Source organism: Flexivirga lutea (assembly GCF_054778955.1).
This window is the reverse complement of record NZ_BAAGZB010000001.1, coordinates 29,366-52,579: the sequence shown is the minus strand read 5'-3', so window position 1 is coordinate 52,579 and position 23,214 is coordinate 29,366. Positions and strand designations below refer to the sequence as shown.

Genomic DNA, 23,214 nt, shown 5'->3' with positions numbered 1-23,214 from the left:
GCGCGCCGACCACCTGCGCGAGTGGGCTGGATCACAGCGCACAAAACCTCGAGTCGACTCGAGATATAAGTCGTAGTTATGCCTGTCCACCCGGATGTAATCGGTGCCGGAGCAACGCGTAGATTTGCTGCTAGCACCGATAGCGGGAGAACCAGTGAGCAACCTGAAACAGATCAACAGCGTCGTCGTGCGGTTCGCCGGAGACTCCGGTGACGGCATGCAGCTGACCGGCGACCGCTTCACCAGCGACTCCGCCGTCCTCGGCAACGACCTGTCCACCCTGCCCAACTTCCCCGCCGAGATCCGCGCACCACAGGGGACGCTGCCCGGCGTCTCCAGCTTCCAGGTGCACTTCGCCGACCACAGCGTGCTGACCCCGGGCGACGCGCCCGATGTGCTCGTCGCGATGAACCCCGCGGCACTCAAGGCCAATCTCGGCGACCTGCCACGCGGTTCGACGATCATCGTCAACACCGACGAGTTCACCAAGCGCAACCTCGCCAAGGTCGGATACGCGACCAACCCGCTGGAGGACGACTCGCTCGAGGCGTGGCAGGTGCACCCCGTGCCGCTGACCTCGATCACCGTCGAGGCGCTCGCCGACTTCGACCTGGGCCGCAAGGACAAGGAACGCGCGAAGAACATGTTCGCGCTCGGCCTGCTGTCCTGGATGTACACCCGCACGTTGGACGGCACGCGCGCCTTCCTCGCCGCCAAGTTCGCCCAGCAGCCGGACATCCTGGAGGCCAACCTCGCGGCGCTGCGCGCGGGTCACGCGTATGGCGAGACGACCGAGGCATTCTCGGTGCAATACGCGGTCGCGCCGGCACCGATGGAGGCCGGCACCTATCGGAACATCACCGGGAACGTCGCCACGGCATACGGATTGACCGCTGCGGCACACCGGGCGAAGCTGCCGCTCGTGCTGGGCAGCTATCCGATCACCCCGGCTTCGGACCTGCTGCACAACCTGTCGCGGCTGAAGCACTTCGGCGTCACCACCATCCAGGCCGAGGACGAGATCGCGGCCATCGGCGCCGCCCTGGGCGCTTCCTTCGGCGGCGCGATCGGCGTGACGACCACCAGCGGGCCGGGCCTGGCCCTGAAGTCGGAGACGATCGGGCTCGGCGTCTCCCTCGAGTTGCCGCTCGTCATCATCGACGTGCAGCGTGGCGGACCATCGACCGGTCTGCCGACCAAGACCGAACAGGCCGACCTGCTCCAGGCGATGTTCGGCCGCAACGGCGAGTCACCCGTCGCGGTCATCGCCGCCAACTCCCCTGCCGACTGCTTCGACGCGGCCATCGAGGCCGTGCAGATGGCGACCACCTATCGCACACCGGTCATCCTGCTCACCGACGGCTATCTGGCCAATGGGTCGCAACCGTGGCGGCTGCCGACCTCCATCGACCAACTGCCGGTCGTCGAGGTCGACTTCGCGACGGAACCGAACGCCACTGATGCCAAAGGCAACCCGGCGTTCCACCCCTACCTGCGCGACGAGGAGACGCTCGCGCGCCCGTGGGCGGTGCCCGGCACACCCGGCCTGGAGCATCGGGTCGGCGGCATCGAGAAGGCTGACGGCACCGGCAACATCAGCTACGACCCGGCCAATCACGACCACATGGTCCGCACCCGCCAGGCCAAGATCGACGGCATCGCCGTGCCCGACATCGAGGTCGACGACCCGACCGGCAATGCCAAACTCCTTGTCCTGGGCTGGGGTTCGACCTACGGTCCGATCGCGGCCGGTGCACGGCTGGCCCGCGCGACGGGTGCGAAGGTCGCCCGTGCGCACCTGCGCCACCTCGCGCCCATGCCGGCGAACCTGGGTGAGGTGCTGCGCCGCTACGAGCGCGTCGTGCTGCCGGAGATGAACCTCGGGCAGCTCGCGCTGCTGCTGCGCGGCAAATACCTCGTCGACATACGCAGCCACACCGCAGTCCGCGGACTGCCTTTCACCGCAGCGGAGATCGCCGCTGTCATCGGTGAACACCTCGACACCATGGGCGAAGGGAGCAACCAGTGACGACCACCGATCTCGGGATGCCGGCCACCAGCGGCATCGCCGGCGTCCCCCTGCTGGCCGACGGCGAGAAGCAGACCAAACGGGACTTCACCTCCGACCAGGAAGTGCGCTGGTGCCCCGGCTGCGGCGACTACATCATCCTCAACGCCGTGCAGAGCTTCCTGCCGGAGCTCGGACTGCGCCGGGAGAACATCGTTTTCGTCTCCGGTATCGGCTGCTCCAGCCGGTTCCCCTACTACCTCGACACCTACGGGATGCACTCGATCCACGGGCGGGCCCCGGCGATCGCCACCGGCCTGGCCACCAGCCGGCCGGATCTGTCGGTCTGGGTCGTCACCGGTGACGGCGATGCACTGTCGATCGGCGGCAACCATCTCATCCATGCGCTGCGCCGCAACGTCAACCTCAAGATCCTGCTCTTCAACAACAAGATCTACGGACTGACCAAGGGGCAGTACTCCCCCACCTCCGACGTCGGCGCGGTCACCAAATCGACACCGCTGGGTTCGGTCGACCGGCCGTTCAACCCGGTGTCGCTCGCGCTCGGCGCGGAAGCGACCTTCGTTGCTCGCACGATGGACTCGGACCGAAAGCACCTCACCGACGTGTTGCGCGCGGCGGCCCAGCACCGCGGCACCGCCCTGGTGGAGATCTACCAGAACTGCCCGATCTTCAACGACGGCGCGTTCGACATTCTCAAGGACGCCGACGAGGGCGAGGGCCGCATCCTACGGCTCGTCGACGGCGAGCCGGTGCGTGCCGGCGACGGCGAGCAGGCGCGGGTCGTCATACGGGCTGCGGACGGACGACTGGAACTGGCACCCGAGGCGACCGCCGACCCGGCCCAGGTGCTCACCCACGACACCGCGGCCGAGGACCCGTCGACGGCATTCGCGCTGTCGCGACTCGACGGCGCGTCGATGACCAGCGTCCCGATGGGCATCTTCCGCGATGTCGACCGCCCCACGTATGACGACGGCGTCCGCGCGCAGGTCGCGGCCGCATCCCCGGCCGGTCCGGCGACCGACGCGGAGCTGCTGGACCTACTGCACGGCGGCGACACCTGGGCGGTCGGCGGCTGACCTCCGGTCAGCGGTGTGCAACTCCCGTTCGGCCGGCGCCGGGAAGGCATACCACCGCACCGCGAACTCGCGGGTGTGCTCGGCGGGTCCGGTGTGCAGCTGGGCGTACCGCAGCACCAGGTCGAGATATTCACGATCGAACCGGCGCAGCTCCCGGTCGGTGAGCCACATCGCCGACCGGCTGCCCTTCGCCCGCTCGCCGAAGTCGGCGTGCCGGGCCGCCGCCCAGGCGAAGAGCCGCAGCTCCTGCTGGACCTTCTCTTCGTAGAACGCGTCCACCGTCGCCCGGTCCGCGGGACTGAGTGTCTCCAGCGCTGGCCGTTCGAGAGACATCGGCCCGTGCCGGTGACGGGCCCAGCCGCTGCGGATCTCCTCCGCGGTGACGACGTGCCGCGGCATACCGCCGGAGAGCAGGCGCCGGGCGGACACCGACAGTGCGACCGCGAGCGGCAGCTCGACCAGGACCGCGGAAGCGATGCTCGCCCAGGCGTCCGCCGAGCCCCAGTCCAGCACGACGTCGAACCAGGCGTCGCAGACGAGCACGGTCGCCGTCGCCACCATCGCGGACGCCGCCCACGGGTGCCGCCGGTGACCGGACCACAGCGCGGCCAGCAGCAGCACGATCAGGCCGACGTCGAAACCGACCCAGGCGAGCCGCCAGTCGTCGGTCAGGTGCGTGGCCGGCAGCGTCCGGCCGAGATAGGTCGTCCACGGCAGCAGCACCAGCGCGCACACGGCCAGGACGGTCAGCACGAGACGGCGGCTCATGGTGCGACGCTAGATCGTGGCCGTCCCGGCCGTCACTGGGTGACGGCCCGGACCCGTCCCTGAGCCCGGCGTCGACACGCTGCAGTTGTCCTTCATGGTCATGAAGAAGATTTCGCTGGTGCTTCACGATCGTTATACGCGAGAGTGGGACAATGAGCGCTGTGCAGACCACGAGTGCAGGGACGTCGGCGGGCGACGACACGACTGCGACACAGCGTTCCGCACTCGCCGGCAACGGCGCGGCATACGGCTTCGTGGCCTACCTGATCTGGGGTGCCTTCCCGCTCTACTTCAACGCCCTCAAGCCGGCCGGCGCGTGGGAGGTGCTGGCGCACCGCATCGTCTGGACGCTGGTCGTCTGCCTGGCGGTGCTGGCCGCCACGCGCAACCTGGGCTTCCTGCGCCGGTTGGCGTCCAACCCCCGCCAGCTGGGCGCGACGACCATCGCCGGCCTGCTGATCGCGGTCAACTGGACCGTCTACATCCAGGCCGTCGTCACCGGGCACACCGTCGAGGCGGCGTTGGGCTACTTCCTCAACCCGTTGGTGACCGTCGCCCTCGGTGTCGTGGTGTTGCGCGAACGTCTGCGCGTCCTGCAGTGGGTCGCCGTCGGCGTCGGCGCCCTCGCCTGCGTCTACCTGGCCATCGACTACGGCCGGCCGCCATGGATCTCGGTGGTCCTGGCGCTCTCCTTCGCCAGCTACGGCTTCATGAAGAAGCGCATCGGCGGCTCGCTGACCGCGGTCGAGAGCCTCACTGCCGAGAGCGCCGTCCTGACGCCGATCGCGATCGTCGTGCTGGTGGTCGTCGGTATGACGGGCAACGCCACCTTCACCTCGGACGGCACCGGACACACGCTGCTGCTGCTCGCCGCCGGAGTCGTGACCGCTGTGCCGCTGCTGCTCTTCGCAGCTGCCGCGAGCCGGGTGCCGTTGGTGACGATCGGGATGCTGCAGTTCATCACCCCGATCCTGCAGCTCCTGTGCGGCGTACTGCTGCTCGGCGAGCACATGCCGATCGCCCGGTGGATCGGCTTCGCCATCGTCTGGGTCGCGCTGGTCCTGTTGACGATCGACTCGCTCACCGCCGGGTCACGGGCGCGGCGGTTGGCCCGTGCCGCGGAGAACTGCGCGATCTGAGTCGGCTCAGGCGCCGGCTTGCTCGTAGACCGGGATGAGCTCCTGGAACCGCGCGTCGAAAGCGTCGGCCGGTCGTTCGGGCGACCAGCCGCCGGCGTGCACCGGCTCTCCGCTCGCCAGCGTCGTCGCGAGGTCCTCCAGATGCGCCTGCCATCCCGCGCAGTAGAAGTGCAGCTTGTCCCCGGGCAGACCACGTTCCTCGACGACCAGGCGCGTCCGGGACCCCTCGGCGCTGAGCCACACCTCTGTCTCGCTGTCTCCGTCGAGGTCCTCGCGCTGGTCCGCCGACTCCGGCACGGAGGCGATCAACAAGTGGCTCGGAGGTTCGCACGTCACGATGCGGCAGGCGCCCGATGCTGTGCTCGTGTAGGTCGCGTGGACGATCCCGCCGGGCCGCAGATCGCCCTCGACCTGGGCGATCCAGCGGGCGAGGCGCTCCGGATCCGTGCACGCCTCCCACAGGTCCTCGATGTCGGTGTCATAGACGTCCTCGACGCGCACCACCCCGCGCGTGTCGTCCAGCTTCCGTATCGTGGCAATGGTTTTCACGTGCGGGCCTTCTTTCCTCGGGCTATCTCGGTGTGCAGCGCGTCGAGGCGGTTCTGCCACAGGGCTCGGTAGTCGTCGAGCCAGTCGTCGACCGGGACGAGCGCTTCGGGACACAGTCGGTAGATCCGGCGCTGTGCGTCCTGGCGCACCTCGACGAGTCCGGCTTCGCGCAGCACCCGCAGATGCCGCGAGACGCCGGGTCGCGCGATCGGCAGGGCGCCGGCCAGTTCACCGGCCGTCGCCTCGTGGTCGCGCAGGATCTCCAGCACCGTGCGCCGACTCGGGTCGGCCAGAGCCTGCAGAACTGCGTCCATGCGGATGAACGTACCCGCCCAGTTACATAACTGCAAGGGTACAAATGCACCGACCGGACACATTATGCACCGACCGGACACGAAAATCGCCCGGAAATGGGCGCCGGATCGTGTCCGCTGGATGGTTTTGTCTCCGCTCGGTAAGTAGGGGTGGGGCGGGCCGGTCGGGGTCGGGTCTGCGGACGGTCAGCCCAGGACGCGGTCCAGGTAGGGGTTGCTGAAGACGAACTGCGGGTCGAGCCGGTCGCGCAGCGCCACGAAGTCGTCGAATCGGGGGTAGCGCGAACGTAGTGCGGCAGCGTCGAGTTCGTGCATCTTGCCCCAGTGTGGACGAGCGTCGAGGCCGGCGAGCATCGACCAGAACGCTTCGAAATAGCGGCGGTGGTCGCGCCCGGCATACTGATGTATGGCGATGTAGCCGGACTCACGCCGATAGGCCGTCGACAGCCAGAGGTCGTCCGCCGCCGCGAAGCGCACCTCGACCGGGAAGGTCACCACCTCCACCTTTCGGGACAACCAGGACCGCAGCTCGCGCAGCACGTCCGGCACCGCCGCGCGAGGTATGGCGACCTCGCTCTCCCGGAAGACCACGTCCCGCTCGGACGCGAAGACCCGATAGGACCAGTCGGTGAACTCGCGCCGGGAGAGGGCGCGAGCGGACACCTGGTTGAGCGCGGGAATGATGCGTGGCGCCCGGGTGGTCGCCCTGTTGAGCACGCCGAACAGCTTGTTGGACAACAGATCGTCGTCGATCCGGGAGCGCCAGGCCGGCAGTGGCCTGCGTTGCGCTGGGTCGGCCAGCCTGGTGTTGCGTTTGGTGAGGACCCGGTCGGTGTGCGGGAACCAGTAGAACTCGAAATGGTCTGTGCCGTCGACGTACTCGTCGATGCCGTCGAGCACCTCGTCCAGCGTGGCCGGGGCCTCCACCGCGTGCAGCAGGAATGTCGGCACGCACTGGATCTCCAGCGCGGTGACGATGCCCAGGGCGCCCAGGCTGAGGGCCACGGCCGGAAGCAGCTGCGGGTTCTCGGTATCCGTCACACGCAGCAGTGCACCGTCGGCCTGCACCAGCTCGACACCGGTCAGCTGACCCGCCAAGCCGGTGAAACCGGCGCCGGTGCCGTGGGTGCCGGTCGAGACGGCACCGGCGATCGTCTGCCGATCGATGTCACCCAGGTTGGTCATCGCCAGACCGCGGCGGTGCAGCTCCGGCCCCAGCACGTGCAGCGGCGTCCCGGCATGCACCCACACCCGGCCGGTCGCCTCGTCGACCGAGCGCACTCCGGAGAGCCGGTCCATGCGGACCAGCACGTCGGTCGGCTCGGCGATGCCGGTGAACGAATGGCCGGCGCCGACCGCCTTCACCCTGCGCCCGGCACGCATCGACTCCTCGCAGAGCAGCTGCAGATGCGGGACGTCGTGCACCGTGACCGTCTCCTGCGGGTGGCTGGTGACCGTGCCGGCCCAGTTGCTCCACTCAGCCAAAGTTCTGCCCCTCTCCGCGGTAGGTCGGCATCCGGTCCACGATCGCCCCGTCACGCACCAGCACGATCTCGTCGAACCGCTCACACATCTCACCGGCCTTGGCGTGCCGGAACCACACCAGGTCTCCCACCTGCAGGTCTCGAGCAGCCTTGCCGCGCAACGGTGTCTGCACCTCGCCGGCACCCTCGGTGCGGATCAGCTCCAAGCCGACCGGATGGACCGGCTGCGGCGACCGGGACGGCCCGGCGACGCCGGAGGCGGCATACCCGCCACTGAAGGCGACCACCACGTCCCGTCGTGGCTTGCGGACCACCGGTGTGCCGAAGTAGGCCGCAGGGTGCAGGTCGGTGCCGTCATACCCGTCGAACAGCGTTGGGGCGAAAAGCCCCGAGCCGGCCGCGAGTTCGGTCACCGAGCTGTCCCAGTCGGCGTGCAGGCTGCCGGTGCCGCCGGCGTTGACGAGCTCCAGCTCGGCGTAGCGCTCGACCGCCGCCCGCACCTCCTGGCGCCGGACCCGCAGGTCGTCCGCCGACTTCCGCTTCACCAGCCGTATGGCGGCGCCGGTGTCCTGCATGCCGGCGATCTGTGCGTCGTAGAACATCAGGCCCACCAGCCGGATCGACGCGAACCGGGCTGCGTGGCGGGCGAATTCGGCGGCCTGCGATGCGGAGTGCACACTCGATCGGTGCACCCCGAGGTGGACCGGCCCGAGGTCCAGCGAGCTGTCGACATCGAGGCACACCCGCACCCGCGCGCCGCCCGCGGCCGCGTCGATGAGCCGCAGGTGATCCGGCAGATCGGCCATGAAGGTGACCCGTTCACGCAGGACCGGGTCGGCCGCCACCGCCGAGATCGTCACGGAGTCGACCGTCGGGTAGGCGACCAGCACGTCGTCCACACCGCATTCGGCCAGCCACCGCGCTTCCGCACCCGAATAGGCGAGCACCCCGTGGTAGCCCGGCTCGCCGAGCACCATGTCGATCAGCCCGCGCACCCGAATCGACTTGGATGCCAACCGGATCGGCAGGCCACCGGCCCGCCCGCGCATCTCCGCGACGTTGTGCTCGCAGGCCGCGAGGTCCAGCGCCGCGACCGGTGCACAGGCCGTGGTCACCGCGTCCCAGACGCCGGCCGCGCCGCTGCGCGCACTGCGTCCGGGGCCCAGCCTCACGCCGGCCCCGATCCCTGGTCGATCGCGCCGGCCAGCAGCCGCGCGAAGGTCTCCATCACCACTTGCGCCTGGGCATCGTCGCTGTTGACGATCCAGGCGAGGCTCACGCCGTCGGTCACCGCGATCACCAAACGGGCCAGCACCTCGGGCTCGACCGGCATGGTCCGGCCGAGGTCCTCGGCATAGCGGCGGATGGCGCCCAGCACGGCGCCATACGCGCGATCGAGGAGTTTGCGGGCGATCTGCCGGCTGGCCACGTCGCCACGGGACAGGTGCGCGAGCAGCTCGTAGATCAACAGCTGGCGGCGCCGGTCGCTGCCGATCTGCTCCCAGTAGGCACGGAACGCCGTCAGGAGTGCCTGGTCGGTCGGCAGCGTCTCCAGCAGGGTGACGTCGATGGTGGGTTGCTCGATGCTGTCGGCGACTGCGCTGATCAGTGCGGCCTTGGACCCGAAGCAATAGTGCACGGTGCCCAGCGGCACACCGGCCTCCTGCGCGATCCGCCGCACGGTCGCGGCGTCCAGCCCCTCCGCGACCGCGACCCGCACGGTCGCATCGATGAGTTCGACCCGACGATCCTGCGCTGACAGCCGTGACATGGCAGTCAGTCTAGCGGCGAAGTTGGACGGCCGACCATGAAAGCGCCGCCCGGTTCGCGGACCGGTCAGACGGTGCGCGAGGCCACCTGGCCGGGCAGGTCGCGCAGCACCGCGAGGGCGTCGCTGTCGCCCAGCGGTTCCAGCAGCGCGACGGCCTGCTCCGCGACCGCAGCCGTATGGCGCCGAGCCTGCTCCAGGGCGGGGTGCGCACGAAGCAGCTCCAGCGCCTCCGCGTGCTCGGCGTCGTCCAGCAGTGGACGAGACACGAGGTCCTGCAGCCGGGCGTCGGCGGGGTCCTCGGACGCCCGGACGTAGAGGACCGGCAGGGTGGTGACGCCCTCGCGCAGGTCGGTGCCCGGGGTTTTGCCGGACGAACCGTCCGAGGCGATGTCCAGCACGTCGTCGGACAGCTGGAAGACCATGCCCACGAATTCGCCGTACTGGCGCATGATCTCTACGGTCTCGGCGGGGCATCCGCCGAACATCGCGCCATACCGGGCGGCCGTCGCGATCAGCGAACCGGTCTTGTCGGCCAGCACCCCGAGGTAGTGCTCCATCGGGTCCGCGTCGACCGGCGCCTGCCGGTCGTCGCGGATCTGGCCGGCGCAGAGCCGGACGAAGGTCTGCGCCTGGATGCGCGCGGCCTCGCTGCCGAGGCCGGCCACGATCTCCGAGGCACGTCCGAAGAGCAGGTCACCCACGATGATGGCGGTGATGTTGTCGTACTCGGCGTTGACGCTGGTCTTGCCGTGGCGTCGTTCGGCGGCATCCATCACGTCGTCGTGGTAGAGCGAGGCGATGTGGGTGAGTTCGACCCCGACGGCGGCGTCGATCACTGCCTCGTTGACGCCGGTGCCGAGCTCGGAGGCCAGCAGGGTCAGCAACGGGCGGAACCGCTTCCCGCCGCCCAGCAGGTGCTGCGAGGCACCCGCGATGAACTCGTCCTCGTGCTGCACCACCTCGGCCAGCCGGGACTCGACCGATCCCAGCCCGGCGGTGAGCCGGTCGGCCAGCGCCCCGCTGGCCGACGGCATCAACGTCGCGGCTTTACTCATCGAGGCCCCCGCCGCCTACTCGGTCGACGCGACCCTTCATCGAAGGAAGAGCGCGGAGTGCTGCGCCAGGTTCAGCAGCGGGGCCGGAGCCACGCCGAGGACCAGCGTCGCCAGTGCGCCCACCGTCACCGCGATGCCGGTCAACGCCGACGGCATCAGCACGTGCGTGTCGCCCGTCGGTTCGGAGAAGTACATCAGCACGATGATCCGGATGTAGACGAACGCGGTGACCGCGCTCATCAACATGGCGATGACCACCAGCCAGGTCGAGCCGTGGCCGACCGCGCCGGAGAACAGCGCGAACTTCGCGGTGAACCCGGAGGTCAGCGGGATGCCGGCGAAACCGAGCAGCAGGAAGGAGAACGTCGCCGCGAGCACCGGGCTGGTCTTGCCCAGACCGGCCCACTGCGACAGGTGGGTCGCCTCCGAACCGGCCGACCGCACCAGCGGGATCATCCCGAAGGCGGCCAGCGTGGTGAAGCTGTAGGCGACCAGGTAGAACATCGTCCCGGACAGGCCGGTCTTGTTCAGGGCCACCACGCCGACCAGCAGGAAGCCGGCGTGCGAGATCGAACTGTAGGCCAGCAGCCGCTTCATGTCCGTCTGGGTGACCGCGAACACGGCACCGACGACCATCGTGAGCACGGCCACGATCGCCACGATCGGCTGCCAGTTCCAGCGCAGTCCTTCCAGCGCGACGTAGAACAGCCGCAGCATTGCGCCGAAACCGGCGACCTTGACGGTCGTGGCCATGAAGCCGCTGACCGGGCTCGGGGCACCCTGGTAGACGTCCGGCGTCCAGGTGTGGAACGGCACGGCACCGACCTTGAAGAGCAGACCGACCGCGATCAGGAACACACCCGGGATCATGATGTCGTCCCGGCCGGTGACCGTGCCGACCGCGTTGGCGATCTCGCCGAACTTGATCGATCCGGTCGCGCCGTAGACCAGGGCGGAGCCGAAGAGGAAGAACGCCGAGGAGAACGCGCCGAGCAGGAAGTACTTCAGCGACGCCTCCTGCGACAGCAGCCGTCGGCGGCGGGCCAGCCCGGTCAGGATGTAGAGCGGCAGCGAGAGCACCTCGAGCGCGATGAACATGACCAGCAGGTCACCGGCCGCGACGAAGAGCATCATCCCGCCGATGGAGAAGAGCGCGAGCGGGAAGACCTCGGTCGTGGTCGCGCCCAGCTTGACGGCGTTGGTCTCCATGGGCGAGCCGGGCACCGAAGCACCCGACTGGGTGAACGCGTCCGCCGCCGGGGTGTCGAACCGCTCGGCCATCAGCATGACCGCGAAGAACGAGATCACCAGGATGGTGCCTTGCAGCAGCAGCGCCGGGCCGTCGACGACGACCGCGTCCGCGGCGGTGATGCCGCGGTTGTCCCGCGAGATCAGCACCAGGGTGAGGAAGGCGGCCACGATGCCGACGAATGTCACACCGACCTGCGCCCAGTAACGCTGGGCGCGGGGCAGGAAGGCCTCGACGAGGACACCCACCATCGCCGCGCCGAAGATGACGAGCATCGGCACGACAGCGGCATACGAGATGTGTGCCTGCGTGAACGCGGCGGGCGAGGTCACTTGCTGCTCCCCTCGGTGGTGACGCCGGCGTGCGGTGCCGGGTCGTGGACGTGTACGTGCTGCAGGGTCGAGTCCACCGCGGGACGCAGCAGGTCGAGCGCGGGCTTCGGGAAGAAGCCGAGCACCAGCATGATCGCGATGAGGATGCCGGCGACCAGACGCTCACGCGTGTTCAGATCCTGTATGTCGGATCCGCGCACCCGCGCCTGCTCGGGGACGTCCTCCTTGTCGATCTCGGGCTCGTCGAACAGCGTGGTGGTGATGCCGGTCCTGGGCCGCAGCCCGTCCGGCCCGAGCGCCAGGGTGCCGTCGGGTGCGGCCACCAGCGCCTGCTTCGGGCCGGTGAAGACGTTCTTGTACATCAGCAGGATGTAGAGCGCCGCGAGCACCACGACGACCACCGCGATCCCGGCGGCGACCGGGTAGCGCTGGAAGGAGCCGACCAGCACCAGGAACTCCGAGACGAAGGAGTTCAGGCCCGGCAGGGACAGCGCGGACAGGCCGGCGGTCAGGAACACGCCGGCGAGCACCGGGGTGGTGCGCTGCCAGCCGCCGTAGTCGGTGATGTTCTTGCTCTTGCCGCGGATGATCAGGAAGCCCACGAAGAGGAACAGCGCCGCCGTCGTGAAGCCGTGGTTGATCATGTAGAGCTGCGAGCCGACCAGCGAGGTCTGGGTCACCGCGAAGATGCCCAGCACGATCAGGCCGAAGTGGCTCACCGAGGTGTAGGCGATCAGCCGCATCATGTCGTTCTGGCCGATGGCCGCGATCGCCGCGTAGATGATCGAGATCAGCGCCAGGATGATGACGACCGGGGTCGCCCACTTGCTGGCGTTCGGGAAGAGCTGCAGGCAGAAGCGGATCATCCCGAACGTGCCGACCTTGTCGAGCACGCCGACCAGCAGCACGGCGACGGCCGGCTTGGCCTCGGTCGCCGCATCCGGCAGCCAGGTGTGCACCGGCCACATCGGCGCCTTGATCGCGAAGGCGATGAAGAAGCCGACGAACAGCAGCCGCTCGGTGCTCTCGGACATGTGCAGCCCGGTCAGCGTGCTCACCAGGAAGCCGTGGTCGCCACCGGGACCCTGCTGGTAGAGCGCGATGACCGCGACCAGCATGATCAGCCCGCCCAGCAGCGAGAAGAGCAGGAACTTCACCGCGGCATACTGCCGGCGCGGGCCGCCGTACAGCCCGATCAGGAAGTAGACCGGGATCAGCATCGCCTCGAAGAAGACGTAGAACAGGAAGACGTCGGTCGCGGCGAAGACGCCGATCATGAACGTCTCGAGCACCAGCAGCAGTGCGAAGTAGCCCTGCTCGCGGCGCCCGCCCTCGGGCACGTCGTTCCAGGCCGCGATCAGCGACACCGGGACCAGCACCAGGCTCATCAGGATGAGCGTGAGCGCCATACCGTCGACGCCGACGGCGTAGGAGACCCCGAACTGCGGGATCCACGAGTGGGTCTCGGTCAGCTGGAACTGCCCGTGACCGCCGCCGGTCTTGAACTGCGTCGCGGCGACGATGCCGACGACCAGGGTGATCAGCGAGAAGGCCAGCGCCACGACCCGCGAGTTGCGGGTGGCGCCCTTGGGCAGCAGCCCGATGACGACGGCGCCCACCAGGGGTATGACGCCGATCGTCGTCAGCCAGGGAAAGTTCGACATCACTGCACCACCCACCAGGCGCCGAGGATTGCGACGACGCCCACGAGCATCGTCAGGGAGTAAGTACGCACGAAACCGTTCTGCATCTTCTTCAGTCGAGCGGAGCTGCCACCGATGCCGGCTGCCGAGCCGTTCCCGACGCCGTCGACGACCTTGTTGTCGAAGAAGACCAGGGAGCGGGTCAGGTGCAGACCGGGACGCTGGATGGCGGCCTGGTTGAAGTCGTCCTGACCGAGGTCACGACGGGCGGCCTGGGTGAGCGGCGAGCCGACCGGTGGAGTGATCGGCACGTCGTCGCGCCAGTACATCTTCCAGGCGATCGCGATGCCGATGACCATCAGCACGAAGGTGGCCACCATCAGCGGGTACTGCCCGAGCACCGCGCTGCCGGCCTCGTGCTTGCCGACGACCGGCTCCAGCCAGTCGCTGATGATGCCGGTTGGGCCCAGGATGAGGCCGAGGAAGGCGGAGCCGACGGCCAGCACCATCATGGGGACGGTCATCGTCAGCGGCGACTCGTGCGGGTGCACGTCCTCGGTCCACCGGCGCTTGCCCATGAAGGTCATGAAGAACATCCGCGACATGTAGAACGCGGTGATGCCCGCGGCGATGAGCGCGGTGAGGCCGAAGACCCACGGCTTCCAGCCGCTGCCCTCGAAGGCGGCCTCGATGATCTTGTCCTTGGACCAGAAGCCGGACAGCCCGGGGAACCCGATGATGGCCAGGAACCCGAGGCCGAAGGTGATCCAGGTGATCTTCATGACCGTGCCGAGTCCACCGAAGCGGCGCATGTCGACCTGGTCGTTCATGCCGTGCATGACCGAGCCGGCGCCGAGGAACATGCCGGCCTTGAAGAAGCCGTGCGTGACGAGGTGGAAGATCGCGAAGGCGTAGCCCACCGGGCCCAGACCAGCCGCGAGCACCATGTAGCCGATCTGCGACATGGTGGAGGCGGCCAGTGCCTTCTTCAGGTCGTCCTTGGCGCAACCGATGACCGCGCCGGCGAAGAGGGTGATGGCGCCGACGATGCACACCGCCAGGCGGGCGTTCTCCGAGGCGTTGAAGATCACGTGGCTGCGCACGATGAGGTAGACACCGGCGGTCACCATCGTCGCGGCGTGGATCAGCGCGGACACCGGTGTCGGGCCGGCCATCGCGTCGCCCAGCCAGGACTGCAGCGGGAACTGCGCGGACTTGCCGCAGGCGGCCACCAGCAGGCACAGGCCGATCGCCAGCAGGGTGCCCTTGCCGGCGTGTGCGACACCGGCGTTGACTCCGGCGAAGTCGATCCGGCCGAACGCCCAGAACATCACGAACATCGCGATGAGCATGCCCATGTCGCCGATGCGGTTGAGGAAGAATGCCTTGTTGGCGGCCGTCGCGTAGGCGGGGTTCCAGTTCCAGAAGCCGATCAGCAGGTATGACGCCAGGCCCACGCCCTCCCAGCCGACGAACAGCAGCAGGTAGGAGTCGGCGAGGACCAGCAGCAGCATGCTGGCGACGAAGAGGTTGAGGTAGGCGAAGAACCGGCGCTTGTCCGGGTCGTGCTCCATGTAGCCCAGCGAATAGACCAGGATCAGCGACCCGACGAAGGTGATCAGCATGACGAAGGTCAGCGACAGCTGGTCCAGCAGCAGACCCGCGTCGAGGTGCAGCTTTCCGGCGGGCAGCCAGGAGTAGAGGTGCAGGTGCAGCGACCGCTCGTCGGCCGGCTTGCCGCGCAACTGCAGCAGGATCAGCAGGCCGATGACGAACGAGGCCCAGGACAGCAGCACGGCCACGATCGGGCCCGCCTTGTCCAGCTTCTTCCCGCCGAGCAGCAGCAGCGCTGCGCCCAGGGCGGGCAGGCCGATCATCAGCCAGCCGATCGATGCCACACCGGTGGCGTCATGCAAGGTCACGAATACTCCTCGAGCTCACAGCTTCAGCAGGTTGGCGTCGTCCACCGACACGGACCTGCGGGCGCGGAAGATGGCCATGATGATCGCGAGGCCGACCACGACCTCGGCGGCAGCGACCACCATCACGAACAGCGCGATGACCTGGCCGTCCAGCGAACCCTGCATGCGCGCGAAGGTCACAAAGGCGAGGTTGGCGGCGTTGAGCATCAGCTCGATGCCCATGAACACGATGATCGCGTTGCGACGCAGCAGCACCACGGCGCTGCCGATCGAGAACAGGATCACCGACAGGTAAATGTATGACGTGAGTGTCATGACTGACGGTCACCGACTTCCTTGCTCGTCATGTCTCCGGCCTCGCCCTCGATCTCCTGGGCAGCGGCGACGTAACCGCCGGCCGAGCCGACCTGGCCGCGTGCCTTGAGGACTCGCTGGACCGAGGGCTCGGCGGGTGTGCCGTCCGGCAGCAGCGCCGGCACGTCGGCAGCGTTGTGCCGGGCGTAGACACCCGGCACCGGCAGACCCGCGACGTACTCGTTGCGGCGGATGCGGCCGCGCGACCAATCGGCCTGCGACGCCTTCGGGCGCAGCCGCTCGCGGTGCGCCAGGATCATCGCGCCGAGCGCGGCGGTGATCAGCAGCGCCGAGGTGACCTCGAAGGCCCACACGTAGGGACCGAAGATCAGGTTGGCCAGCCCGCTGACGTTGCCGGTGCTGCCGTTGACCTTGTCCAGCCCCTTGGCGGTGCCGAAGCTGATCTTGGCGACGCTGACCAGCATGCTGACCATCACCGCCAGGGCGAGCAGCAGGCCGGCGACACGCTGGCCCTTGATGGTCTCCACCAGCGAGTCGGAGGAGTCGACACCGACCAGCATGACCACGAAGAGGAAGAGCATCATCACGGCGCCGGAGTAGACGAAGACCTGGATGATGCCGAGAAATTCGGCCTGCTCGGCGATGTAGAAGACACCGAGCAGCACCATCGTCAGCGCCATGCCCATCGCGGCGTGCACTGCCTTGCGCGCGAACAGCAGCGCCAGCGCACCGGCCACTGCGAGCGGGGCACCGAAGAAGAACAGTGTTGCCTCCGCACCACCGAGCCTCATGCCGTCTTTCCTTCCGCGTCGGAGGACGCCATCGCGTCGTCGCCGGAGTGATGCTCACGCACCCACTCCTCCTGCTCGGACGTCGCGCCGGTCACCTTGCCCTGGTAGTAGTCGCGCTCCTCCATGCCCTGCACCATCGGGTGCGGGGCGGGCGTCATACCGGGCTGCAACGGCGCGAGCAGCTGGTCCTTGGTGAAGATCAGGTCCGCGCGGTTGTCGTCGGCGAGTTCGTACTCGTTGGTCATCGTCAGCGCGCGCGTGGGGCAGGCCTCGATGCACAGTCCGCAGAAGATGCAGCGCAGATAATTGATCTGATAGACGCGGCCGTAACGCTCACCCGGCGAGAAACGCTGACCCGACGCGTCGTCGTTGTCGGCGCCCTCGACCAGGATGGCGTCGGCCGGGCACGCCCAGGCGCACAGCTCGCAGCCGACGCACTTCTCCAGGCCGTCCGGGTGCCGGTTGAGCTGGTGCCGGCCGTGGAAACGCAGCTGGGTGGGCCGCTTCTCCTCGGGATACTCCTCGGTGGTGACCTTGCGGAACATCGTGGAGAAGGTCACCCCGAAGCCGGCCACCGGGGCGAAGAGCTCGGACAGGAAACCCTGTTGGTTCTGCTGCTCGTCACCCTGGGCGGCGTGGGCGCCGCTCGACTTCTTGTTGTCAGCCACGAGTCTCTTCCTCCTCGGAATCGGTCGCGTTGTCGAAGCGCTCGGGTTGGTATGCCGCCGACGCGGTCAGGGCCGGGGCGGGCTCACGCAGTTGCTGCCCCGGCAACGGCGGCACCGGGTAACCACCGGCGAAGGGGTCGATCTCGGTGGCCTGCGGTGCGACGGCCTTCTCCCGGGCTGCGGCCTTGTAGTCGTAGATCCAGGCGGCCGCCAGCACCAGCAGCACGATGATCACGATGGTGATCAGCGTCGACCGGTGGATCCGGCCACCGAACACCATGCTGTCGCCCAGGAAGCCCTCGTTGGAGGCGCGCAGGAAGGCGACCGCGACAACCCACACCAGGGTGCTCGGGATGAGCACCTTCCAGCCCAGCCGCATGAACTGGTCGTATCGGACACGCGGCAGCGAGCCGCGCAGCCAGACGAAGAAGAACATGAACAGCCACAGTTTGATGACGAACCACAACAGGCCCCACCAGCCGCCGTTGAACATGCCGCCGCCGATGGCGGCGATGCCGGGAGGTGCCTGCCAGCCGCCGAGGAAGAGCGTGGTGGCCAGTGCGGAGACGGTGAACATGTTGACGTATTCGCCGAGGAAGAACATCGCGAACTTCAGCGACGAGTACTCGGTGTGGAAACCACCGGTTAACTCGCCCTCACCCTCGGCGAGGTCGAACGGCAGCCGGTTGGTCTCGCCGACCATGGTGATGATGTAGACGCCGAAGGAGAAGAACGCCGGGATGCAGTACCACAAGCTCTTCTGCGCCAGCACGATCTGGCTGGTCGACATCGACCCGGCATACAGGAAGACGGCGACCAGGGCGAGGCCCATGGCGATCTCGTAGGAGATCACCTGGGCGCTGGAGCGCAGACCGCCCAGCAGCGGGTATGTCGAACCCGACGACCAGCCGGCCAGCACGATGCCGTAGACACCGACACCCGCGACGGCGAGCACCAGCAGCACGGCGACCGGCACGTCGGTCAGCTGCAGCGGCGTGTAGTGGCCGAACATCCACACGTTGCCGGACAACGGGATGATCGCGAACGACACGAACGCCATCGCGCCGGCGATGATCGGTGCCAGCACGAACATCAGCTTGTCGGCCTTGCGGGGCGTGATGTCTTCCTTCAACGCCAGCTTCACACCGTCGGCCAGCGTCTGCAGCAGACCGAAGGGTCCGGTGCGGTTGGGGCCGGGACGCTCCTGCATCCGGCCGATCACGCGCCGCTCGAACCAGATCACGATCAGCGTGTTGAGCAGCAGGAAGACGAACAGCAACACCGCCTTGATCAGCGACAGCCACCACGGCGTGTCGCTGAAGTCGGCCGCCGGGTTGTCGGTGCTGGCGGCCAGCGCCGGACCGGCGAGGGCGACGAGGTTCACTGAACACTCTCCTCGGTTGGGGACTGGTCGGTGACGGCCGCCGGCGCCTTGGCCAGCGTGACGATCGCGCCACCGTCGGCACCGAGGGTGGCACGCACCGCGCTGTCGGTCGAATTGGTCGGCAACCACACGACGTAGTCGGGCATCTCGGTGAGGACCACCGGCAGGGTGATCGCCCCGTCCTTGGTCGACACCCGCACTCGCTCACCCTCGTGCACGCCGACACTGGCTGCGGTCGCGGACGACAGCCGCGCCACGGACGCCATGGCGGTGCCGGCCAGGAACGGCTCACCGTCCTGCAGCACGCCCTTGTCCAGCAAATGCGCCCAGGTGGCCAGCACGGCCTCGCCGATCAGCGGGCGCGGCACACCACGGGACTTGACCCGCGGCCGCGCCGGGCGTTCGCCGGCGCCGGCACCGAGCTCGCGCATCTCGGCGCGGACCTGCTCCACGGTGCGGGTGCCCAGGAACTCGCCCAACTCGGCGGCGAGCAGGTCCAGAGCGCGCAGGTCGGAGATCGCGGTGCTCTCGATGGCCTTCTCGAAGGGCCGCACGCGACCCTCCCAGTTGACGTAGGAACCGGACTTCTCCTGCTGGGCGGCGACCGGCAGGATGACGTCGGCGTAGGGCGCCAACGGGCTCTGCCGGACCTCCAGCGACACCACGAAGGCCCGGTCCAGACCGGCCTGTGCGGCGTGCTGCGCGGCCAGGTCGCGGGGGTCGAGGCCACCCACGATCAGGCCGGCCAGCTCGCCGGACGCGGCGGCGGCCAGGATCGCGTCGGTGTCGCGACCGGGCTGTGCGGGCAGCTCGGCGGCGCCCCAGACCGTGCCGACCTCGGCGCGCGCGGCGGCGTCGGCGACCGGACGCCCGCCGGGCAGCAGGTTGCCGATGGCGCCGGCCTCGAGCGCGCCGCGCTCACCGGCCCGCCGCGGCACCCACGCGACGCGTGCTCCCTTGGCCTGCGCCAGGGCGAGGACCGAGGACAGCGCGCCCGGCACGGTCGCCATACGTTCGCCGACGACGATGATCGAGTCGGAGCTCAGCTCGGCGGCGGTCGACTCCAGGTCTCCGGTGGCCGCGGTGATCGCGTCCAGCACCTCGGCCTCGGTGCCCGGTGCGGCCGCGATGAGCGTGCCGCCCATCTTGGCCAGGCCACGTGTCACGAACGGCGCGACGGACAGGACCTTGGTGCCGTGGTTGCGGTTGCCCTTGCGCAGCCGCAGGAAGATGATCGGCGACTCCTCCTCCGGCTCGATGCCCACGAGCAGCACCGACGGAGCGTGCTCGAGGTCGGTGTACGTCACTGCACCGCGGACGTCTTTTCGCGGCTCGTCTGCGTCGGTGCTGCCTTGCTGCGCTGCGGCACCACCGGCCGTCGCCGCGGTATCGGGACCGGTCGTCACGACCGAGCTGGCCAGGAAGTCGGCCTCCTCGGCGGACAGCGGACGGGCGCGGAAGTCGATGTCGTTGGTGTCGAGCACCAGCCGCGCGAACTTGCTGTAGGCGTAGGCATCCTCGGCGCTGATCCGGCCGCCGGTGAGCACGCCGACACCGCCGGCCGCCTTGGCAGCCGCGATGCCCTTGGCCGCCACGGCCAGGGCCTCGGGCCAGGAAGCGACCCGCAGTTCACCGTGCGCGTCGCGCACCAGCGGCGTCTGCAGCCGGTCGGTGGTGGCGTACTTGAACGCCCAGCGACCCTTGTCGCAGTTCCACTCCTCGTTGACCGCCGCATCCTCCAGCGCCATCCGGCGCAGCACCACGCCGCGGCGGTGGTCGGTGCGCAGCGAGCAGCCGCTGGCGCAGTGCTCACACACCGACGGGGTGGACACCAGGTCGAACGGACGCGACCGGAAGCGGTATGCCGCGCCGGTCAACGCACCCACCGGGCAGATCTGCACGGTGTTGCCGGAGAAGTAGGACTCGAACGGCTTCTCCTCGTAGATGCCGACCTGCTGCAGCGCGCCGCGCTCGATCAGCGCGATGAACGGGTCACCGGCGATCTGGTCGGAGAAGCGAGTGCAGCGAGCGCACAGCACGCAGCGCTCGCGGTCCAGCAGCACCTGGCTGGAGATGTTGATCGGCTTGGGATAGGTGCGCTTGATGTCGTCGAAGCGCGACTTGGGCCGGCCGTTGCTCATCGCCTGGTTCTGCAGCGGGCACTCGCCGCCCTTGTCACAGACCGGGCAATCCAGCGGGTGGTTGATCAGCAGCAGCTCCATGACACCCTGCTGCGCCTTGTCGGCCACCGGCGAGGAGATCTGCGTCTTGACCTCCATGCCCTCGGTGGCCTCGATGGTGCAGGAGGCCTGCGGCTTGGGCATGGCCCGCATCGACCCGTCCGGTCCCGGCGTCGCGACCTCGACAAGGCACTGGCGGCAGGCGCCGACCGGCTCCAGCAACGGGTGGTCGCAGAAGCGCGGGATCTGCACCCCGATCTCCTCGGCGGCACGGATGACCAGGGTGCCCTTGGGCACGCTGACCGGCACACCGTCGATGGTCAGGGACACGCTCTCCGGCGGGGGCGGCGGCGCTGCGGCCGCGCCGCCGGATGCGGATGAAGTGACGGTCGTCATACGGACGCGGTCTCCTTCTGGGTGGAAGCGGCCGGGAAGAGCGCCGAACGCTCGGGCGGGAAGGCCTCCCACCACGGCGAGTGCATGCCGGCCTCGAACTCTTCACGGAAGTACTGCACGGCCGAGGTGATCGGGCTGGTCGCGCCGTCACCGAGCGCGCAGAACGCACGGCCGAGGATGTTGTCGCAGATGTCGACGAGCTTGTCGATGTCGTCCTGGGTGCCCTGGCCGACCTCGAGCCGGGTCATGATCTGCTTCAGCCAGAAGGTGCCTTCCCGGCACGGCGTGCACTTGCCGCACGACTCGTGCGCGTAGAAGTCGGTCCAGCGGCTGACCGCCCGAACCACCGAGGTGGTCTCGTCGAAGATCTGCAGGGCGCGGGTGCCGAGCATCGAACCGGCGGCGGCCACCGACTCGAAGTCGAGCGGCACATCCAGGTGCTCGTCGGTGAAGATCGGCGTCGAGGAGCCTCCCGGCGTCCAGAACTTCAGCCGGTGACCCTCGCGGATGCCACCGGACATGTCCAGCAGTTCGCGCAAGGTGATGCCCAGGGGCGCTTCGTACTGACCCGGCCGGGTCACGTGACCGGACAGGCTGAAGATGCCGAAGCCCTTGGACTTCTCGGTGCCCATGTCGCCGAACCAGTCGGCACCCCGGCCGACGATCAGCGGAACCGACGCGATCGACTCGACGTTGTTCACCACAGTGGGCCGGGCGTAGAGACCCGCGACGGCGGGGAACGGCGGCTTCAGCCGGGGTTGGCCACGCCGGCCTTCCAGGCTGTCCAGCAGCGCGGTCTCCTCACCGCAGATGTAGGCGCCCGCACCGGCGTGCACGGTGACCTCCAGGTCGAAGCCGGTGCCGTGGATGTCCTTGCCGAGGTGGCCCGCGGCATACGCCTCCTCGACCGCACGCATCAGCCGGCGGTAGACGTGCACCGTCTCGCCGCGCAGGTAGATGAACGCGTGGTGGCAGCCGATGGCGTATGACGTGATCGCGACGCCCTCGATGAGGAAGTGCGGCGCCGCCATCATCAGCGGGATGTCCTTGCAGGTGCCCGGCTCGGACTCGTCGGCGTTGACCACCAGGTAGCGGGGGCCGCCGTCCGGCTTGGGCAGGAACGACCACTTCAGACCGGTCGGGAAGCCGGCGCCGCCACGACCGCGCAGGCCGGAGTCCTTGGTCATGTCGACCAGCGCCTGCTGCTCCATGCCCAGGGCCTTGTCGAGCGCCTGGTATCCGCCGTTGTCCAGGTAGGTGTCCAACGTCCAGGACCGCGGGTCGTCCCAGAACTTGGTCAGGATCGGAGTCAGCGTGGTGGCCATTACTTCTCCTCCTTGGCGGACTCTGCGGTGCCGTGCCCCTGGGTGCTGGTGTGCGGGTCACCCGGCTGCGGGTCCTGGCCGGCACCGGTGGGGTTCTGCTGCTCGTCGCCCACCTCGGAGGAGTCGCCCGGCGCGCGCCAGCCGTGCTCCTTGGCCAGCTTCAGGCCCTCCAGGCTCGGACCGCCCGCGCCGACGCCCTCGTCGGCCAGGCCGTCCGGGAAACCGGCCAGCGTGCGGGAGATCTGCTTGAAGCCGCAGACCTTGGCCGGGCCGCGCGTCGGCCTGACGTCCTTGCCAGCACGCAGGTCGTCCACCAGCCGGATGGTCGACTCGGGCGTCTGGTTGTCCATGAACTCCCAGTTGGCCATGACCACCGGCGCATAGTCGCACGCGGCGTTGCACTCGACCCGCTCGAGGGTGATCTTGCCGTCCTCGGTCGTCTCGTCGTGCCCGATGCCCAGGTGCTCGGAGACGGCGTCGAAGATCAGGTCCCCGCCCATCACCGCGCACAACGTGTTGGTGCAGACACCCACGGTGTATTCGCCGTTGGGATGGCGCTTGTACTGGGTGTAGAAGGTGGCCACACCCGACACCTCGGCGTCGGTGAGGCCCAGCTTCTCGGCGCAGAACGTCACGCCACGGCCGGTGACGTAACCCTCGACGCTCTGGATCAGGTGCAGCATCGGCAGCAGCGCCGACCGCTTCACCGGGTAACGGCCCAGGATCTCGTCGGAGTCGCGGTGCAACTGCTCCAGCTGCTCGGCGGTGTAGGGCTCGGCGCTCTGCTGCAACGGCGTCTGCTCGTGGAACGGCACCGC

At 68.7% G+C, this 23,214-nt stretch carries 20 protein-coding genes; 3 read left to right on the top strand and 17 right to left on the bottom strand.

Annotated elements, in window-relative coordinates:
- Positions 1-154 precede the first annotated feature (154 nt).
- Positions 155-2,029 (top strand): 2-oxoacid:acceptor oxidoreductase subunit alpha, encoded by a 1,875-nt coding sequence (locus ACYVBN_RS00265; RefSeq protein WP_460598837.1) that lies wholly within the window; start codon positions 155-157, stop codon positions 2,027-2,029.
- A gap of 17 nt (positions 2,030-2,046) precedes the next feature.
- Positions 2,047-3,111, top strand: a complete 1,065-nt coding sequence (locus ACYVBN_RS00260; RefSeq protein ID WP_460599776.1) for a 2-oxoacid:ferredoxin oxidoreductase subunit beta — start codon at positions 2,047-2,049, stop codon at positions 3,109-3,111.
- Here the strand turns inward: ACYVBN_RS00260 and ACYVBN_RS00255 are convergent.
- Positions 3,073-3,879: a hypothetical protein gene (locus tag ACYVBN_RS00255; RefSeq protein ID WP_460598836.1), complete on the bottom strand. Its 807-nt coding sequence runs from the start codon at positions 3,877-3,879 to the stop codon at positions 3,073-3,075. The two genes, ACYVBN_RS00260 and ACYVBN_RS00255, sit on opposite strands and share 39 nt — an antisense overlap.
- A gap of 152 nt (positions 3,880-4,031) precedes the next feature.
- Between ACYVBN_RS00255 and rarD the strand changes: the two genes are divergently transcribed.
- Positions 4,032-5,018 carry an EamA family transporter RarD gene (gene rarD, locus ACYVBN_RS00250; protein WP_460598835.1) on the top strand — a complete coding sequence of 329 codons (987 nt, stop codon included), beginning with the start codon at positions 4,032-4,034 and terminating at the stop codon, positions 5,016-5,018.
- A gap of 6 nt (positions 5,019-5,024) precedes the next feature.
- Here rarD and ACYVBN_RS00245 read toward each other — a convergent pair whose 3' ends face one another.
- From ACYVBN_RS00245 to nuoE, 16 genes are all read right to left on the bottom strand, one after another.
- Positions 5,025-5,567, bottom strand: a complete 543-nt coding sequence (locus ACYVBN_RS00245; protein ID WP_440283460.1) for an SRPBCC domain-containing protein — start codon at positions 5,565-5,567, stop codon at positions 5,025-5,027.
- A complete protein-coding gene (locus tag ACYVBN_RS00240) occupies positions 5,564-5,881 on the bottom strand; it encodes an ArsR/SmtB family transcription factor (RefSeq protein WP_440283459.1) in 318 nt (105 codons plus the stop codon). The genes ACYVBN_RS00245 and ACYVBN_RS00240 overlap by 4 nt, the downstream gene beginning before the upstream one ends.
- 186 nt (positions 5,882-6,067) lie before the next feature.
- Positions 6,068-7,366, bottom strand: coding sequence for an FAD-binding oxidoreductase (locus ACYVBN_RS00235; protein WP_460598834.1), 1,299 nt, complete (start codon positions 7,364-7,366; stop codon positions 6,068-6,070).
- Entirely contained in the window at positions 7,359-8,537 is a 1,179-nt protein-coding gene (locus ACYVBN_RS00230; RefSeq protein ID WP_460598833.1) for a type III PLP-dependent enzyme domain-containing protein, read from the bottom strand. The genes ACYVBN_RS00235 and ACYVBN_RS00230 overlap by 8 nt, the downstream gene beginning before the upstream one ends.
- Positions 8,534-9,136 carry a TetR/AcrR family transcriptional regulator gene (locus tag ACYVBN_RS00225; protein WP_440283456.1) on the bottom strand — a complete coding sequence of 201 codons (603 nt, stop codon included), beginning with the start codon at positions 9,134-9,136 and terminating at the stop codon, positions 8,534-8,536. Before ACYVBN_RS00225 ends, ACYVBN_RS00230 begins: the two co-directional genes overlap by 4 nt.
- A gap of 65 nt (positions 9,137-9,201) precedes the next feature.
- Positions 9,202-10,191 (bottom strand): polyprenyl synthetase family protein, encoded by a 990-nt coding sequence (locus ACYVBN_RS00220; protein ID WP_460598832.1) that lies wholly within the window; start codon positions 10,189-10,191, stop codon positions 9,202-9,204.
- A gap of 36 nt (positions 10,192-10,227) precedes the next feature.
- Entirely contained in the window at positions 10,228-11,772 is a 1,545-nt protein-coding gene (gene nuoN, locus ACYVBN_RS00215) for an NADH-quinone oxidoreductase subunit N (protein ID WP_460598831.1), read from the bottom strand.
- Positions 11,769-13,436: an NADH-quinone oxidoreductase subunit M gene (locus ACYVBN_RS00210; RefSeq protein WP_440283453.1), complete on the bottom strand. Its 1,668-nt coding sequence runs from the start codon at positions 13,434-13,436 to the stop codon at positions 11,769-11,771. Before ACYVBN_RS00210 ends, nuoN begins: the two co-directional genes overlap by 4 nt.
- Positions 13,436-15,292, bottom strand: coding sequence for an NADH-quinone oxidoreductase subunit L (gene nuoL / locus ACYVBN_RS00205; RefSeq protein WP_440283471.1), 1,857 nt, complete (start codon positions 15,290-15,292; stop codon positions 13,436-13,438). The genes ACYVBN_RS00210 and nuoL overlap by 1 nt, the downstream gene beginning before the upstream one ends.
- Before the next feature lie 60 nt (positions 15,293-15,352).
- The gene (gene nuoK, locus ACYVBN_RS00200) at positions 15,353-15,652 is read right to left on the bottom strand and encodes an NADH-quinone oxidoreductase subunit NuoK (RefSeq protein ID WP_440283452.1); all 300 of its coding nucleotides are present in this window, start codon (positions 15,650-15,652) and stop codon (positions 15,353-15,355) included.
- Entirely contained in the window at positions 15,649-16,443 is a 795-nt protein-coding gene (locus tag ACYVBN_RS00195; protein ID WP_440283451.1) for an NADH-quinone oxidoreductase subunit J, read from the bottom strand. The genes nuoK and ACYVBN_RS00195 overlap by 4 nt, the downstream gene beginning before the upstream one ends.
- Complete coding sequence (gene nuoI / locus ACYVBN_RS00190; protein WP_440283470.1) at positions 16,440-17,039, bottom strand: NADH-quinone oxidoreductase subunit NuoI; 600 nt, start codon at positions 17,037-17,039, stop codon at positions 16,440-16,442. Before nuoI ends, ACYVBN_RS00195 begins: the two co-directional genes overlap by 4 nt.
- A gap of 64 nt (positions 17,040-17,103) precedes the next feature.
- The gene (nuoH, locus tag ACYVBN_RS00185) at positions 17,104-18,495 is read right to left on the bottom strand and encodes an NADH-quinone oxidoreductase subunit NuoH (protein WP_440283450.1); all 1,392 of its coding nucleotides are present in this window, start codon (positions 18,493-18,495) and stop codon (positions 17,104-17,106) included.
- Positions 18,492-21,071 carry an NADH-quinone oxidoreductase subunit G gene (locus ACYVBN_RS00180; protein ID WP_460598830.1) on the bottom strand — a complete coding sequence of 860 codons (2,580 nt, stop codon included), beginning with the start codon at positions 21,069-21,071 and terminating at the stop codon, positions 18,492-18,494. The genes nuoH and ACYVBN_RS00180 overlap by 4 nt, the downstream gene beginning before the upstream one ends.
- Positions 21,068-22,396 (bottom strand): NADH-quinone oxidoreductase subunit NuoF, encoded by a 1,329-nt coding sequence (gene nuoF, locus ACYVBN_RS00175; RefSeq protein WP_440283448.1) that lies wholly within the window; start codon positions 22,394-22,396, stop codon positions 21,068-21,070. The genes ACYVBN_RS00180 and nuoF overlap by 4 nt, the downstream gene beginning before the upstream one ends.
- A complete protein-coding gene (gene nuoE / locus ACYVBN_RS00170) occupies positions 22,396-23,211 on the bottom strand; it encodes an NADH-quinone oxidoreductase subunit NuoE (protein WP_460599775.1) in 816 nt (271 codons plus the stop codon). The genes nuoF and nuoE overlap by 1 nt, the downstream gene beginning before the upstream one ends.
- Positions 23,212-23,214: the final 3 nt, after the last annotated feature.